Raw genomic sequence first — 15095 nt, 5'->3', positions numbered from 1 at the left:
AAAATGAGCAAGCTGATCGGGTTTTAGGGCGATGCCTGTACGCCCTCTTGGGGCTCGGTCAGGTGCTCGATCGCCGCCATCCGCTTGTTGCGCAGGTGCTGGAACAAGATGTCGCTGAGCTCGCTGCCGGCGCGGCGGCGCAGTGCATCGAGGATGGCCTCGTGCTCGCGCATCGCCTCCGCCCAACGCTGCCGCTTCCGGGCGAAATTGGCGGAGTAGCGGACGCGGCGAATGCGGCCGGCAAAATTGGCGTAGGCGGTCTTCAGCGTCTCGTTACGGGCGGCCGCGACGATGCTTTCGTGAATGCGCTGGTTGGCCTGGAAATAGCCGTGCATGTCGCGGTGCAGGTAGTGGCCGTACATTTCGTAATGCAGCTGCTCGATCGCGGTGATCTCGGCATCGGTGATGGTCTCGCAGGCGAGGCGCCCGGCCAGGCTTTCCAGTCCCGCCATGACATCGAACAGCTCCTCCAGGTCGCGCCGGCTGAGTTGGCGCACCCGCGCGCCGCGGTTGGGTAGCAGCTCGATCAGCCCCTCGGCGGCGAGCACCTTCAAGGCCTCGCGCAAGGGCGTGCGGGAGATGCCGAGCATCTCGCAGAGCTGCCGCTCGGGAACGCGCCCGCCCGCGGGGATGTTGCCCTCGACCACATAGTCGCGCAGCCGCAGCAGGATCTCGCCGTGAAGCGACGCCTCCTGGCGGTCGCGGCCATTCGCGTCGGGCGGGGTGATCGGAACTCCGGTGTCGGGAATCGTGGATTTCATTTGCAGCACAGTAGTTTGCCCGTTTGGTCGCGTCGACGTCCACAATCGAATACCAAATTTCGATTGAAGAGACAAAAAATGAATGCAAAATGATGGAAGAAGCCGATCCATTACCGCCGACGAGGAGGTCTTCATGCATCAGGGACGCCATTTCCTGCAGATTCCCGGCCCGAGCCCGGTCCCCGAGCGCATCCTGCGCGCCATGGATATGCCTGTCATTGATCACCGCAGCGCGGAGTTCGGCGAGCTTGGCCGCACCGTGCTCGAAGGCAGCCAGAAGATCTTCCAGACCAAGGGACCCGTGGTGATCTTCCCCTCGTCGGGGACCGGCGCCTGGGAGGCCGCGATCGTCAACACCCTGTCGCCGGGCGACAAAGTGCTGATGGTCGAGACCGGCCATTTCGCCACGATGTGGCGGCAGATGGCCGGCCGTTTCGGCATCGAGGTCGATTTCATCCCGGGCGACTGGCGCCGCGGCGCCGATCCGGCGGTGATCGAGGCGAAGCTCGCTGGGGATACCGCGCACGCGATCAAGGCCGTCATGGTCGTGCACAACGAAACCTCGACCGGCGCGACCAGCCGCATCGCCGAGATCCGCGCCGCAATCGACCGCACGGGCCATCCCGCACTGCTGATGGTCGACACCATCTCCTCGCTCGGCTCGGTCGACTATCGCCACGACGAGTGGAAGGTCGACGTCAGCGTCAGCTGCTCGCAGAAGGGTTTTATGCTGCCGCCCGGCCTCGGCTTCAACGCGATCTCGGAGAAGGCGCTGGCCGCGTCCAAGACCAACAGGATGCCGCGCTCCTATTTCGACTGGGAGGAGATGCTCAAGCCGAACGCAAAAGGCTTCTTCCCCTATACGCCGGCGACCAATCTGCTCTACGGCCTGCGCGACGCGATCGCGATGCTGCTCGAGGAGGGGCTCGACAACGTATTCGCCAGGCATCAGCGGCTTGCCGCCGCGACGCGCGCCGCCGTCCATCATTGGGGGCTCGAAGTGCTCTGCCAGGAGCCGTCGGAATTCTCGCCGGTGCTGACCGCGGTGCTGATGCCGCCCGGCCATGATGCCGACCAGTTCCGGAAAGTGGTGCTCGACAATTACAACATGTCGCTCGGCTCTGGGCTCTCGAAGGTCGCCGGAAAAGTCTTCCGCATCGGGCATCTCGGCGAATGCAACGCGCTGACGTTGCTCGGCGCGCTCACCGGCGTCGAGATGGGTCTGTCGGTCGCCGGCGTGCCACATCGCTCCGGCGGTGTCGATGTCGCGATGAAGCTCTTGGAGCAGCGTCCCCAAGGCAACGCCTCGCCGCATCTGAAGATCGCCGGCACGTAAGGGTGGTCGCGGTGGGAGCGGATGGCAGACGGGCCGGCCCACGATCCACGGACGTCCTCTTTTGGAGGAGGGGACAAGCCGGTCAAATGGTGCTATTCGGCGCCCACCAAACCAAGGCTAGACCGGGAAGGACGCCGATGACCGTGCATACTGGAAGGCATTTCTTACAGATTCCAGGACCGACCAACGTGCCCGATCGGGTGCTGCGGGCGATGGACATGCCGACGCTGGACCATCGCGGTCCGGAGTTCGCCGAGCTCGGTTTTGCCGTCCTCGCTGCGATGCAGCGGGTGTTCCGCACCAAGCAGCCCGTGATCATCTTCCCCTCGTCCGGCACCGGTGCGTGGGAAGCGGCGATGGTCAATGTGTTCGCGCCCGGCGACAAGGTCTTGATGTGCGAGACCGGCCAGTTCGCCGTGCTCTGGCGCAGCATCGCCGACAAGTTCAAGCTCGACGTCGACTTCATCCCGAGCGACTGGCGCCATGGCGCCGACCTCGCCGAGATCGAGAAGCGCCTTGCCGCGGACAAGCAGCACGCCATCAAGGCGGTCTGCGTCGTCCACAACGAGACCTCGACCGGCTGCGTGACGCCGCCGCTGGAGGTGCGCAAGATCCTCGACCGCACAAAACATCCGGCGCTGCTGATGGTCGACACCATCTCCGGCCTCGGCTCGATGGAATATGAGCACGATGCCTGGGGCATCGACGTCTCGGTCGCGGGCTCCCAGAAGGGCCTGATGCTGCCGCCGGGGCTTGGCTTCAACGCCATCTCGGAAAAGGCGCTCGCCGTTGCCAAGGCCAATCCGGGCATGCGCTCCTATTGGGACTGGCAGGAGGTCATCAGCTTCAACAAGCTCGGCACCTTCCCCTATACGCCCGCGACCAATCTGCTCTACGGCCTGCGCGAAGCCGTGAAGATGCTCGAGGAGGAGGGGCTGGAGAATGTCTGGGCCCGACACAAGCGCCACAGTGCAGCGACTCGCGCCGCCGTCAAGGTCTGGGGCCTGGAGACGCAATGCGCCGATCCGGCCGCGCATTCGCCGGCGCTGACCGGCGTGCGCGTGCCCGAGGGTCACGACGCCGACGCCTTCCGCAAGGTGGTGCTGGAAAACTTCGACATGTCGCTCGGCACCGGCCTGAACAAGGTCAAGGGCAAGGTGTTCCGCATCGGCCATATCGGCCATTTCAACGATCTGATGCTGATGGGCACCCTCGCTGGTGTCGAGATGGGTCTCGATCTTGCAAAGATCCCGCATCGGAGCGGCGGCGTGCTGGCGGCCATGGACGTCCTGAAGGGACGCGACGTGGTGCCGATCACCAAGGCCCAAGTCGCTTAGGGATCCGGGCGCTTAAGGGCGAACGAACTGAAGTAACGAAAGTGAGCGCGCGATGAACGCACCGACTGCCAACGAAGACCTGCTCTACTCCGTCCAGGACGGCATCGCGCGGATCACCTTCAACCGCCCGCAAGCGCGCAACGCCATGACCTTCGCCATGTATGACCGCATGGCGGAGATCTGCCAGGAGATCAACGCCGACCGTTCGATCAAGGCACTGATCCTGACCGGCGCCGGCGACAAGGCGTTCGCCTCCGGCACCGACATCTCGCAATTTCGCGCCTTCAAGACCGCGCAGGACGCGCTCGACTACGAGGCCCGCATCGACCGCGTGCTCGGCACGCTGGAGCAGTGCCGCGTGCCGGTGATCGCGGCCATCGCCGGGGCCTGCACCGGCGGCGGTGCCGGCATCGCGGCCTGCTGCGATCTCCGCATCGGCACCGAGACGACGCGGATGGGCTTTCCGATCGCGCGCACGCTCGGCAATTGCCTGTCGATGTCCAACATCAGCCGCGTCGTCGCGCTGGTCGGGCCTGCCCGCACCAAGGATCTGATCTTCAAGGCGCGCCTCGTCGAGGCGCAGGAGGCGCTGGCCCTCGGCCTGCTCAACGAGGTCGTGCCCGATGTCGAGACGCTGCAGCGCCGTGCCGACGAGACCGCAAAGCTCGTCGCCAGCCATGCGCCGCTGACGCTGGAAGCAACCAAGGAGGCGGTGCGTCGCATCCGCCGCACGCTGTCGCGCGAAGAGGGCGAGGACCTGATCCTGAAAGCCTATATGAGCGAGGATTTCCGCGAGGGCATGGACGCTTTCCTCAACAAGCGCGCCCCGAACTGGAAGGGCAGGTAGCGAACTCCCGCTCAAAAGCATCCCGATCGAGAAAGCGAAACAGTTTCGTTTTTTGCCCCGGCATCCAATTCGCGCGACGAGAGCGAAATTTTCGATGCGTCGGTATTTTCGGGCACGGCAGGCAGCCTGTGCTCTATGGAGCCACGCGAAGCACGTGTGTGCACTCGGTCCTCGTGCCAAACAAGTTGCCATTGGTCTGTTGGGCGCACGACACATCTCTAATCGTGATAGATGCATCAGTGGATAGAGATTAACGGACCGATCTCGTTAAAAGCTCTCGTCATGATGATTGGCTTGGTGCCGACGAGTAGCTGATAGCAAAGCACTAAAGTAGTGCTTTTGGTCTTTATATGTTTCCGAAAGCGAAACAATTTCGCTTTTTAAGATTTTTTATTTGAGTTGATCAAATTGCCTTGACGGAATTCCGAAGGGATCTAATCTACTCGCGGGGTAGGGCGGCAGTCCTACGGGGGTCCACTGGGTTTCAGCCTGAGAGGACCGCATGAGGGACGTCGATACTTACGACTACACGAAGATCCCGGCCGAGCATCGCGAGGAAGTTCGGCGTCTGACGATGCAAATTCGAGCGTCTATCCGATCCTCGATCGACTGTGGCATCGATGCCGGCAAAGCACTCATCGAGGTGAAATCCAAGCTGCAGAAGGGTGAGTTTCTCACCTACTGCAAAGAAGCTTACACCGAAAGCCTTCGCACGCTGCAGAACTACATGAACGTGGCGAGGCTGTCTGACTGCTACGGGCCCGAGGCCGTTTCGAAAGTACCCTCCAGTATTGCTTATAAGCTCGGCGCCAAGGGCGTTGCCCCCGAGTTGGTCGAGGCTATCTTGGCAGAGATCGCCGCGGGAGATATCCCGACCTTCGCAATCGTCGTGGAGCGCATCAACGAGACGAAGGGTAGCTCTAGCCGTAGCCGCCGCGCCGGCGTTTCTCCGGAAGAGCTGGATCGGCTCGCGGTCATGCTGGTCACCGCTCTGTCTTCCGCTCAGCTCGCGTCGTTCGTCGGTTTTCTGGCGGGGGCCAACTCTTCGGCGATCGGCGAACTCGGAAAGAAATGTGGATTGCTCGGCGGCGCGACCGAGGCGCCGATCGTTCCGCGCCAGGTTTCCGGGACTATTTTCGGATAGCCCTGCTCCCGCGCGAGCCTCGGACCCGCATACGCGAGACCCGACCTCCATGTAGTCGGACGCGATCTGTCGCCAACGGCTCGAACTGCATCACGACCATCCTACACCAAGCACTTTTCTGGACGCTAGGCGTCCGACAATAAGGAGGCTAGTCCAGCAATGAACGTAAACGTCCGGAAACTGTTGGAGCGTACGCGGGCATGTTGCGACCGCATTCCCAAGCGCGAAGTCAGCCCGAATACGCTCGATGCCTATCTCGGGGAGTTCGAGCGCATGCTGGCAACGGGCAATCTCGATCCGTTGAGGCCGCGCAGTAGCCGCCACACCTATTATTTTTCCCGTGCTGCATTTCATACTGCGGCAAGGATTACTTTAATCAACCTCTTCTGGGGCTGCTACGACGCCGCGGAGCGGGGCGATGCAGATCTCGCTCTGGAATATGCGCGTCGGCTTCATCGGGTGTTGATCCCGGTGGAGAAATCGTTGGCGCTCGACCCCCCTTGCGAGCCCGGCGTTCTGCCCTTCGAGAACGGGCCTTCCCGCTGGAAGCCGATTGAGGCTGAACAGACGGAAGAATGCGAAGAATCTGAGGGTGACCAGGGCGGAAAGAAGGAAGAATCTGAGGGTGCCCAGGGCGGAAAGAAGAACGTCTTGGCAGTCCTGCACAAGAGAGGGGGCGACTGGACGAGAGAGCTGTGGGATGGCGTTTCCAAGGGCTGGCCATATCAAGCGGCGCTTGCGGTTTGCCTGATCGCTGCGATCAGACCCGAAGAATTGACTGAAGGGCTGCGCAACGACGTGCATCGGCTGGGCGTTCGCCTTTCCATGAAAGAAAATGAGCTCTCGATCGAATATACACCGGCCAAGAGCCACCGTGGCCGATATGGCACCGGCCGCACCACCATCACCGTGGACTGGACCATTATCGGAGGGCCAGCGCAGTGCCTTGCCGATTTGTGCGCAGGCGGGTGCCAGGTCGTGACGATCGCCTCAACCGACGCCTTCCGCAAAGCGCTTGTCAGGCTTGGCGAGCGTGTTTTTCGCGATGTCGCGGTGTCCATCACGCCCTACGTCGTAAGGAACCAAGTTGTCGCCGACCTGAAGGCAACTTACGGGGCGGGCAGGGAGGTCGCTATTGCCGCGGGGCACGGTACCGACAAGACCCAGTCTCACTACGGCCACCAGCAGCATGGCCGGAAACTGGTCGGCTACGTGAGGATCGAAGCCGCCCGAGAGCCCCGCACCGGCAGCATCGACCGCGCGAGGCAGCTCCCCCATCGTCGCCGCCCGAAACCCAAGCCGGATCGCTGACGGTCTTAAGCTCCCGATCTTTGGACGAGACCAACCCGGTGATGCGCAGTTTCCGGGCAGTCAGGGCTGGGCTGGCGAGAACACTCGTGTCCAGTGCGGGAGCCAAGATCGCTCGGGCGCTACCGATGCTGGGCCGCTGTCGGCGCGAGACGCACGCGAGCGCAACCTGCGCCACAAATCATGTGCATCGGCAGGACCGTCTCGCGATCGAACAACATCGCTCAGTTGCGGGCGGCCCAAGCGTCATGCTCGCGCATCACGACCTCCACGACCCGGCGCAAGCGGCGGACCGAGCCGCCATGCCAGTGGCGGGCAATAGCCTGCTTCTCCGCCGTCGTGAACGGAATCATCCAGCGACGGTCGAGACCACGATCACGCAAGATGTCGGCGATCACGGCAGGCAGCAAGGCCTCGAGGTCCTCTGCGGCGGGCTTCGGAAATTCGATCTGCCGAAATCGGTCGCGCAACGGGGACGGCAGCGTGTGGGTGTGATTGGCGGTGGCGACGTAAGAAACATGGCGTAGGTCCAGCGTGGTCTGCAATGCGGGATCAGGGTATTGACGCGCGGTCTCCGACTCCAGGAACGCCAGCAGGCGATCGAACAGCCGGCCATAGTCGCGGCCAATCGCGGCCTTGTCGATTTCGTCGATGAGAATTCCGGGGTTGCCGTGGCCTGCACGCGCGATCGCCAACATGGGATGGCAGACCTGGGCGGTCGACCAGCGTCGGTCGGTGCCACCGAAGGCCGAGCCGTCGGCTGCCGTTGCGTCGGTGCGCCAACAGGATACGCCGAGATGATGAAACATGCGCTCCGCAAACCGCGTCTTCCCGGACCCCGGTTCGCCGCTCAACAGCAATGGATTTAGTCTCACCGTTGGCCGACCGACGAGATCGGCAAGGACAAAGTCGACGACGAGGGCCGCATACGGAAACTCGGCCAGCAGTGCTCGACGAACTTCGGAGAGAGGAGGCATGGCGACGAGGGGCAAGGCGATATTGATGACCTTACTCAGCGGCGCCATGATGTCCTTCAGCTTATGGCGCGAGACCTCTGCCGAATCTATTTGGGCGACCACAACCTGGCCGTTCGGCGCCGGCGCGTCGTCGGCTCGCGCGTCCTTCTCGGGAGCCACGGCGCGATCGGACTTGGTTCGTTCCACTCGTTCCCTGGCGGCGTGTGCCATGAGTTTCGCCGTGACGTCCTCAATCCGATACTTTGCCATCTGCGCGCCCAGAGCCGCCGCGGCGGTCGCGGCCGGAGTCTGGAAGGTTCTGGTGACGTCGTTCGCACAGACCGGCAAGGCTGCCCAGCCATAGGTCACCGCCTCTGCTTCGGCGGCGAGACGAAGAGGGCTGTCGTGGTCGAGCTTGCGCAGCGCGGCGAGCAAGGCTCTTGCAACACGTCGATGGTCCTCGATGAGAGCCTTGTCGCGGGGCAGCATCAGCGAGGTCAGCCGGATGCAATCGGCAAGACCCCGCAGCTCACTCTTGTCCTCGACGACGGAGCGGTGGTCGAGCTCCGCGGCGAGCCTGCTACCGGTGTCGGCATTGGGCATGTCCAGCCATGCGGCGGCCAACGGCAAGCCGGGACAGCTTTCCTCGATGTCGGCTGCAAGTCGCTGATAGACCGAATTGACGCCACGCGAGGCGAGCAGCCCATATCGGAGAATCCGCGGCAGCTTGGCGAGTTCGTCGTCGCTCGAGGCTGAATCCTCCGCCGCCCCTTCGATGAGATCCAGATCGAAATCGGTGAACGTTATCTCGTCCGTATCGTCGGTCATCATCTTGTCCATGAATGCATCGCTGCAACCGGCCGGCGATCGGCCGCCCGATGTTTGTTGTGAAGGCCTCGCCAGGGGCGGAAGGCAACGCCCGGCGCCTCGGGCTCGATCGGCGGTGCGGTGCCGCCAGAAGCGCTGAGGCCCCCGCCGCACGCTCTCGGGAGCGTGCGACGTCGACCTTCGTACTAGAGATGCATCAAGGGGCGCTGATTGGGGTCGATCGCCCGCCACTTCGAAGAATCGACATGGGCACCGCACGCCACGGCGGCGGCGATCGCCATCGAGGGGAGGGCGACGTCGACGGTCAGGCGCATGCGATCGGAGGCTCCGGGGATCGGGCTCAAGACGCCGGCGTCGAACAATGCCGCGCGGCGGGCGCGGTTGACTGCGCTCGCGCTCGGATTCGTGGTGATGCGAATGTCCGAACCGGCCGCCACCACGAAGCGGTCGCCGGCGGGATAGCCGTGCGCCCACAGCGTGTCGTCGTAGCGAAGCTCGAACTCGCTGCCGCCGCGCGGCAGGTCGACACCGATTTCCATCGGGCCGGTCTCGTCCGCCTCGACGGTTTCGGATGCGGGAATCTCGGCGATCTGCTCGTGCGCGCCAGTGAACGGTGAGGGTTCGAAAGCGGCGAGGCCGGCGTCGAACAGAAGGCGCTTGCTATCCTCCAGGATGCGCTCGAGAAGCGGAACGTCGAGCGGGTCGAGTTCGGGCAAGCGGGGCGGGCAACCCGCCATCACCTGCAATGCCCTGCCCGCCTTGGCGGCCTGCGTCAGCGTGTACTGCAGATAGACGGCCGTGTCCTTGGTGAAGCGGAACCCTTCGGCGCCCCGGACAACGAAGACCCGCTGCACGAACGCCTTCTGAGGATCGGCGGCATGTTCTCCCAACCGGCGGCCGAGATTGTTGGTCTCCCCGAGATAGATGCGCCCCGAGCCGACCATGGCGTAGAAGGCGGGGCAGGCAAGCTCGCTTGCGATGATGTCCGAAATCAGTGTCGACGGAAAATCGAGAACCCGGACATGGGCGGCGCGGTCGGTGACCTCGCGCACGTCGGCAATGCCGCCATAGGGCCGGTAGATGTGAGTGGTGCTGCGGGCCAGCACGGCCTTGCTCTTGAACAACGACATTGAAGAACTCCTGGGGCTTATGAAGATCCTGTCCGAACGGGGCAGCACGGCACTGGGCTCGGCTCGAACGAGCAGCGCCGTGCGGCCATGCCGCGACGGGGCGTCGCCGGCGTGCGGATCGCGGGTCTGGGGTGAGTAGGGCGGGTGCTAGTTCAGGGGCGAAGCCAAGAGCATTGCCTCGTTCGCCGACTTGCAGCGCGCGAGCGCCGCGACAACCTGCTCCTCGGGGCCGCCCTGGCGGCCCTTGCGGCCGGGAACAGCAAGCTTGAAAGCGAAAACGATCGCCGAATCGGCGGTATAATGGCCATCAGCCATGATGGACTCCATCGAAGTCTGTTGTGGTCAGGCCGTCGTCCGGTGCTCCAACATCGGCGGCGGCCGCCTTCGCGTTTATTGCGGCGGCAGGACAAATGTAGAACGCGGATCTGAGAAAAGCCAGCTGCATGGCATAAATTTTTAGCGGGATGGTTAACAGCGCTGGTTCGCTTGAACGCGGTTCTCCGTTGTCGAGAGTCTACGTGAGGGAAAGGAGCTATGGTTGAAGATCGTTTGTCTCGAGCCATCGTTTCGTTCTGGCGAGAGAACTTTGTCCATGGACCCACTCTGGGCGCGTGGTCGCATCTGCGGGTGAACCGCGACTCGTTGCCTCAACAGCAGGTTCCGCCCAAAGTCACATTGCGCAACTGCCTGAACATGCCATTACTTGTCGAGGCAGAGACATGATGATCTTGTCGGCGATAGAACCACAGGGAAGAGACGCGTGCGAAAACTGATGATGGTCGCTTGCAGCGCAGGAGCGCTGTTGGCAGCTGCTCCCGCCTTCGCCGGCTGGGAGCCGACGAAGCCGGTCGAGATCGTGGTCGCCGCGGGCGCCGGTGGCGCCTCCGATCAGATGGCGCGGATGATGCAGGCCGCGATCCAGAAGAACAATCTGATGAAGCAGCCGATGGTCGTCTCGCTCAAGGGCGGCGCCTCGGGCGCGGAAGCGCTGATGTACATGAAATCCAGCGAGGGCGATCCGAACAAGGTGCTGATCGCCTATTCCCTGATCTACATGCTGCCGCTGTCGGCGAAGATCCCGTTCAACTGGCGTGAGCTGACCCCGGTCTCCGTGGTCGCGCTCGACCAGTTCGTGCTCTGGGACAACCGCGCAGGTCCCAAGACGGTGAAGGAATTCGTCGCGGCCGCGAAGGCGGCGAGTTCGCCATTCAAGATGGGCGGCACCGGCTCCAAGCGCGAGGATCACGTGCTCACCGTATTCCTGGAGCAGAAGACCGGCGCGAAATTCTCCTATTTGCCATACAAGTCGGGTGGCGAAGCCGCGACCCAGCTGGTCGGCAACCACACCGAAGCCAACGTCAACAATCCGTCCGAAAATCTCGAGGTCTGGCGCGCCGGCCAGGTGCGTCCGCTCTGCGTGTTCGACAAGGAGCGCATCTCCTACACGACGAAGGTGACGGACACCCAGTCCTGGGCCGACATCCCGACCTGCAAGGAGGAGGGCGTCGACGTGCAGTATCTGATGCTGCGCGCGATGTTCCTGCCCGGCAAGGTCACGGCCGAGCAGCAGGCGTTCTATGTCGATCTGTTCCACAAGGTAACGCAGACTGCCGAATACAAGGACTACATGGAGAAGCAGGCGCTGAAGCCAATCTTTCTCACCGGCAAGGATATGGTGCAGTTCCTCGAAGAGGATGATGCGCTGAACAGGTCGCTGATGACGGAAGCCGGTTTCGTCGCGAAGTAGTCGTCTTCTTCACTGCTCTCCGCTTGCGACCGCTTGCGGGGAGAGCATAGGTGGCCTAGGCGGCCATTCTCAAGGGGACGCCGAAGCGGAGCTTCGGCTATGTTGCATCGAAGATGCAATCCGGGTGAGGGGGACTCTCCGCGAGTCCAGCTTTCACCGTCCTCGTGCAGACTCCCCCTCACTCTAACCTCTCCCTTGCAAGCGGGAGAGGGATCAGCCGCAGCGTTTGTTGTTCGCCCATGTCCCAAACCGATATCGAAATCGTCGTCGACGATCCAACCGCGCCCGAAGACGACTCGCCCTCCATCGTCGCCTCCGGCACGATCGAGATCGTCGTCTGTCTCCTGCTGCTCGCGCTCGCCATCACGCTCGGCTACGACAATTGGCGCACCGGCGCGTCCTGGGATGCGACCGGGCCCGAGCCCGGTTATTTCCCGTTCTATCTCTCGGTCATCCTCGGCGCCGGCAGCCTCTACGGCCTGATCTCGGCGTTCCTCGCCCGGCGCTCCTCGCGCGAGACCTTCGTCACGCACGCGCAGGCCCGCCGCGTCATGGCGGTGTTCGTGCCGACGCTGCTGTTCTGCGTGGTGACGCAGTTCCTCGGCCTCTATGTCGCGAGCTTCCTCCTGATCGCGGGATTCATGCGGCTCGTCGGAAAGATCGCGCTGTGGAAGTCGCTGCTCACAGCTTTCGTGTTCACGGCGATCATGTTCGTCACCTTCGATATCGCCTTCGACGTCATCATGCCGAAGGGACCGCTCGAAGCGGCCCTCGGCCGCTAGGCGGGCGCACGCGATGGAAGCTCTCGGTCTCCTGCTTCACGGCTTCGCCGTCCTGCTCACCTGGAAGACGCTCGTCCTGATGATGGTCGGGCTCGTGCTCGGCATCTTCGTCGGAGTGCTGCCGGGGCTCGGCGGTCCCAATGGCGTCGCGATCCTGTTGCCGCTCACCTTCACGATGGATCCGACCTCGGCGATCGTGATGCTGTCTTGCATTTATTGGGGCGCGCTGTTCGGCGGCGCCATCACCTCGATCCTGTTCAACATCCCCGGCGAAGCCTGGTCGGTCGCAACCACCTTCGACGGCTATCCGATGGCCCAGCAGGGCAGGGCGGCGGAGGCGTTGACGGCTGCGTTCACGTCCTCCTTCATCGGCTCGCTGGTCGCGGTGCTCCTGATCACCTTCCTCGCACCGATGATCTCGTCCTTCGCGCTGAAGTTCGGCCCGCCCGAGTTCTTCGCGGTGTATCTCTTGACCTTCTGCTCCTTCGTTGGTCTCGGGCGCGAGGCCAAGCACAAGACCGTCATCTCGATGTCGCTGGGCCTGCTGCTCGCCGGCATCGGCATGGATACGGTGTCCGGTAATCTGCGCATGACCTTCGGCTCGCCGGAGCTGCTCCGCGGCATCAACTTCCTGGTCGCCGTCATCGGCCTGTTCGGCATCAGCGAGATCCTGCTGACGATGGAGGAGCGGCTGGCGTTGCGGGGACACGCGGCCAGCATCTCGCTCCGCGTCGTGCTCGGCGTCTGGAAGGACCTGCCGAAATACTGGGTGACGCTGCTGCGCTCCTCCTTCATCGGCTGCTGGCTCGGCATCACCCCCGGAGGCGCGATCGCGGCGTCTTTCATGGGCTACAATCTGGCAAAGCGCTTCGCCAAGGAGCCCGAAAGCTTCGGCAAGGGGCGCATCGAGGGCGTGTTCGCGCCGGAGACGGCGGCGCATGCCTCCGGTACCTCGGCGCTGCTGCCGATGCTGGCGCTCGGCATTCCCGGCTCGGGCACCGCCGCGATCCTGCTTGGCGGCCTGATGGTGTGGGGGCTCAATCCGGGTCCGCTGCTGTTCGTCGAGCATAAGGACTTCGTCTGGGGCCTGATCGCCTCGATGTACCTCGGCAACGTCGTCGGCCTCGTGCTGGTGCTGACGACGGTGCCGATCTTCGCCTCAATCCTGCGGGTGCCGTTCGCCGCGGTCGCGCCGATGATCGTGGTGTCCTGCGCGATCGGCGCCTATGCGATTCAGAACGCGATGTTCGACATCTGGCTGATGCTGGGCTTCGGCGTCGTCGGCTACGTCTTCAAGAAGATCGGCATTCCGCTGGCGCCGTTCACGCTGGCGCTCGTGCTCGGCAACCGTGCCGAGGATGCGTTTCGCCTGTCGATGATCGGTTCGGGCGGGACTTTGAAGGTGTTCTGGTCGAACGGCCTGGTCGGCTCGATCACGACGCTGGCGATTCTGCTGCTGTTCTGGCCGGCGATCGACAGTTTGCTGGGACGCGTCGGGTTCACACATGGGACCAGGGCGACATCCGCATAGGATTTCGGAGTAATCCATCCTGATATCAATAGCTTAGCTGTGTGGTGGCGTTTCGGTCGGCACACTACCTCGGCTTGGAAGCAAAGCCCGGCTCGCGCCGGGCTTTGTCGTTGGAGACGGTGCGTGTGAGGTTCACAGCACCTTGGCGTCGCGGAGCCTTGCGATCTCGTCCGCACTGAAGCCGAACTCCTTCAGCACCTCCTCGGTCTGCTCGCCGAATTCCGGCGGCCGCGCCACCATCCTGCTCGGCGTGCGCGACAGCGTCACGGGCTGGCCGACCAGGCGGATGTGCCGGCCTTCTTCGTTGGGCACGTCCTGCGCGATGCCGAGATGCTTGACCTGGGCGTCCTCGAACATCTGGTCGATGGCGTAGATCGGCCCGCAGGGCACGCCGGCCTCGTTGAGTTCGCGGACCCAGCTCTCGGTCGACTTCGTCATGGTGTGCCGCTCGATCTCGGCGTTGAGCGCATCGCGGTTCTTCGAGCGTGCCGGCGCGGTCGCGTAGTCGGGATTGCTGACGAGCTCCGGCGCGCCGATCGCCTGCGCACAGCGCTCCCAGATCCGCCCGCCGGTGGTGGCGATGTTGATGTACCCGTCGGAGGTCTTGAACACGCCCGTCGGAATGCTGGTCGGATGGTTGTTGCCGGCCTGTTTGGCCACCTCCTTCTCCATCAGCCAGCGCGCGGCCTGGAAGTCGAGCATGAATATTTGCGCCTGCAGCAGCGAGGTCTGCACCCACTGGCCTTTGCCCGAGACCTCGCGTTCGAGCAGCGCGGTGAGGATGCCCATGGCGCAGAACAGGCCGGCGCTGAGGTCGGCGACGGGAATGCCGACCCGCATCGGGCCTTCGCCCGGCGCGCCGGTGATCGACATCAGCCCGCCCATGCCTTGTGCGATCTGATCGAAGCCCGGCCGCTTGTGGTAGGGGCCATCCTGGCCGAAGCCGGAGATGCTGCCGTAGACGATGCGCGGGTTGATCGTGGCGAGGCTGTCATAATCGATGCCGAGCTTCTTCTTCACGTCGGGACGGAAATTCTCGACCACGACGTCGGCCTTGGCGACGAGGCGCTTGAACACGGCGAGCCCGCGCTCGTCCTTCAGGTTCAGCGTCATGGCCCGCTTGTTGCGGTGCAAATTCTGGAAGTCGGAACCCTGACGCGGCCCACCCGGCTGCTCGCCGCCCGCATCCTCGGTCAGCGCATCGATCTTGACGACGTTGGCGCCCCAGTCCGCGAGCTGCCGCACGCAGGTCGGCCCGGAGCGAACACGGGTCAGATCGAGCACGGTGAAGCGCGACAGGGCTTCCGAGGCATGCGGAGAAGGCATCTTGATTGCTCCAGATGATGGATTCCTAGCTTAGTAGTCAAATGCACAGCTGGGAAGCTTGT

The 15095-nt window shown here is 63.5% G+C and carries 13 protein-coding genes; 8 read left to right on the top strand and 5 right to left on the bottom strand.

Annotation, left to right across the window (positions count from 1 at the left end; genetic code table 11):
* Positions 1–23: 23 nt before the first annotated feature.
* Positions 24–761: a GntR family transcriptional regulator gene (locus EAV90_RS17470; protein WP_164936984.1), complete on the bottom strand. Its 738-nt coding sequence runs from the start codon at positions 759–761 to the stop codon at positions 24–26.
* 133 nt (positions 762–894) lie between these two features.
* Here EAV90_RS17470 and EAV90_RS17465 point away from each other — a divergent pair, with 133 nt between their 5' ends.
* The 5 genes from EAV90_RS17465 to EAV90_RS17445 all read left to right on the top strand — a co-directional run bounded on the left by EAV90_RS17465 (position 895) and on the right by EAV90_RS17445 (position 6736).
* Entirely contained in the window at positions 895–2097 is a 1203-nt protein-coding gene (locus EAV90_RS17465) for a pyridoxal-phosphate-dependent aminotransferase family protein (RefSeq protein ID WP_430644733.1), read from the top strand.
* A gap of 137 nt (positions 2098–2234) precedes the next feature.
* Positions 2235–3434 carry a pyridoxal-phosphate-dependent aminotransferase family protein gene (locus EAV90_RS17460; RefSeq protein WP_129144150.1) on the top strand — a complete coding sequence of 400 codons (1200 nt, stop codon included), beginning with the start codon at positions 2235–2237 and terminating at the stop codon, positions 3432–3434.
* A 52-nt stretch (positions 3435–3486) separates the two neighbouring features.
* Entirely contained in the window at positions 3487–4281 is a 795-nt protein-coding gene (locus EAV90_RS17455; RefSeq protein ID WP_122402283.1) for an enoyl-CoA hydratase/isomerase family protein, read from the top strand.
* Positions 4282–4783: 502 nt separating this feature from the next.
* Entirely contained in the window at positions 4784–5425 is a 642-nt protein-coding gene (locus EAV90_RS17450; RefSeq protein ID WP_129144149.1) for a hypothetical protein, read from the top strand.
* A 159-nt stretch (positions 5426–5584) separates the two neighbouring features.
* A complete protein-coding gene (locus tag EAV90_RS17445) occupies positions 5585–6736 on the top strand; it encodes a hypothetical protein (protein ID WP_122402285.1) in 1152 nt (383 codons plus the stop codon).
* A gap of 221 nt (positions 6737–6957) precedes the next feature.
* Here EAV90_RS17445 and EAV90_RS17440 read toward each other — a convergent pair whose 3' ends face one another.
* From EAV90_RS17440 to EAV90_RS39545, 3 genes are all read right to left on the bottom strand, one after another.
* The gene (locus EAV90_RS17440) at positions 6958–8529 is read right to left on the bottom strand and encodes an AAA family ATPase (RefSeq protein ID WP_245509550.1); all 1572 of its coding nucleotides are present in this window, start codon (positions 8527–8529) and stop codon (positions 6958–6960) included.
* A gap of 173 nt (positions 8530–8702) precedes the next feature.
* Complete coding sequence (locus EAV90_RS17435; protein WP_129144148.1) at positions 8703–9647, bottom strand: DUF4357 domain-containing protein; 945 nt, start codon at positions 9645–9647, stop codon at positions 8703–8705.
* Positions 9648–9794: 147 nt separating this feature from the next.
* Positions 9795–9962 carry a hypothetical protein gene (locus EAV90_RS39545; protein WP_160118811.1) on the bottom strand — a complete coding sequence of 56 codons (168 nt, stop codon included), beginning with the start codon at positions 9960–9962 and terminating at the stop codon, positions 9795–9797.
* A 457-nt stretch (positions 9963–10419) separates the two neighbouring features.
* On the opposite strand from EAV90_RS39545, the gene EAV90_RS17430 reads away from it, so the two are divergent.
* The 3 genes from EAV90_RS17430 to EAV90_RS17420 all read left to right on the top strand — a co-directional run bounded on the left by EAV90_RS17430 (position 10420) and on the right by EAV90_RS17420 (position 13707).
* Positions 10420–11394, top strand: a complete 975-nt coding sequence (locus EAV90_RS17430; protein WP_129144204.1) for a tripartite tricarboxylate transporter substrate binding protein — start codon at positions 10420–10422, stop codon at positions 11392–11394.
* Positions 11395–11633: 239 nt separating this feature from the next.
* Positions 11634–12176, top strand: coding sequence for a tripartite tricarboxylate transporter TctB family protein (locus tag EAV90_RS17425; RefSeq protein WP_162500196.1), 543 nt, complete (start codon positions 11634–11636; stop codon positions 12174–12176).
* A gap of 13 nt (positions 12177–12189) precedes the next feature.
* Positions 12190–13707 (top strand): tripartite tricarboxylate transporter permease, encoded by a 1518-nt coding sequence (locus EAV90_RS17420; protein WP_129144146.1) that lies wholly within the window; start codon positions 12190–12192, stop codon positions 13705–13707.
* Between the two features lie 132 nt (positions 13708–13839).
* Here the strand turns inward: EAV90_RS17420 and EAV90_RS17415 are convergent, their stop codons facing one another.
* On the bottom strand, positions 13840–15033 hold the full coding sequence (locus EAV90_RS17415) for a CaiB/BaiF CoA transferase family protein (protein ID WP_129144145.1): 1194 nt from the start codon (positions 15031–15033) through the stop codon (positions 13840–13842).
* Positions 15034–15095: the final 62 nt, after the last annotated feature.

The sequence above is a fragment of the Bradyrhizobium vignae genome (genome assembly GCF_004114425.1).
GTDB classification, from domain to species: domain Bacteria; phylum Pseudomonadota; class Alphaproteobacteria; order Rhizobiales; family Xanthobacteraceae; genus Bradyrhizobium; species Bradyrhizobium vignae.
Note: the sequence above shows the minus strand (reverse complement) of the source record. Positions and strands in the feature narration are given on the sequence as shown.

What these genes read in the sequence shown, in the direction of transcription:
- EAV90_RS17470 (WP_164936984.1), bottom strand. Translation starts at nt 761, where the DNA reads ATGAAATCCACGATTCCCGACACCGGAGTTCCGATCACCCCGCCCGAC.
- EAV90_RS17465 (WP_430644733.1), top strand. Translation starts at nt 895, where the DNA reads ATGCATCAGGGACGCCATTTCCTGCAGATTCCCGGCCCGAGCCCGGTC.
- EAV90_RS17460 (WP_129144150.1), top strand. Translation starts at nt 2,235, where the DNA reads ATGACCGTGCATACTGGAAGGCATTTCTTACAGATTCCAGGACCGACC.
- EAV90_RS17455 (WP_122402283.1), top strand. Translation starts at nt 3,487, where the DNA reads ATGAACGCACCGACTGCCAACGAAGACCTGCTCTACTCCGTCCAGGAC.
- EAV90_RS17450 (WP_129144149.1), top strand. Translation starts at nt 4,784, where the DNA reads ATGAGGGACGTCGATACTTACGACTACACGAAGATCCCGGCCGAGCAT.
- EAV90_RS17445 (WP_122402285.1), top strand. Translation starts at nt 5,585, where the DNA reads ATGAACGTAAACGTCCGGAAACTGTTGGAGCGTACGCGGGCATGTTGC.
- EAV90_RS17440 (WP_245509550.1), bottom strand. Translation starts at nt 8,529, where the DNA reads ATGGACAAGATGATGACCGACGATACGGACGAGATAACGTTCACCGAT.
- EAV90_RS17435 (WP_129144148.1), bottom strand. Translation starts at nt 9,647, where the DNA reads ATGTCGTTGTTCAAGAGCAAGGCCGTGCTGGCCCGCAGCACCACTCAC.
- EAV90_RS39545 (WP_160118811.1), bottom strand. Translation starts at nt 9,962, where the DNA reads ATGGCTGATGGCCATTATACCGCCGATTCGGCGATCGTTTTCGCTTTC.
- EAV90_RS17430 (WP_129144204.1), top strand. Translation starts at nt 10,420, where the DNA reads ATGATGGTCGCTTGCAGCGCAGGAGCGCTGTTGGCAGCTGCTCCCGCC.
- EAV90_RS17425 (WP_162500196.1), top strand. Translation starts at nt 11,634, where the DNA reads ATGTCCCAAACCGATATCGAAATCGTCGTCGACGATCCAACCGCGCCC.
- EAV90_RS17420 (WP_129144146.1), top strand. Translation starts at nt 12,190, where the DNA reads ATGGAAGCTCTCGGTCTCCTGCTTCACGGCTTCGCCGTCCTGCTCACC.
- EAV90_RS17415 (WP_129144145.1), bottom strand. Translation starts at nt 15,033, where the DNA reads ATGCCTTCTCCGCATGCCTCGGAAGCCCTGTCGCGCTTCACCGTGCTC.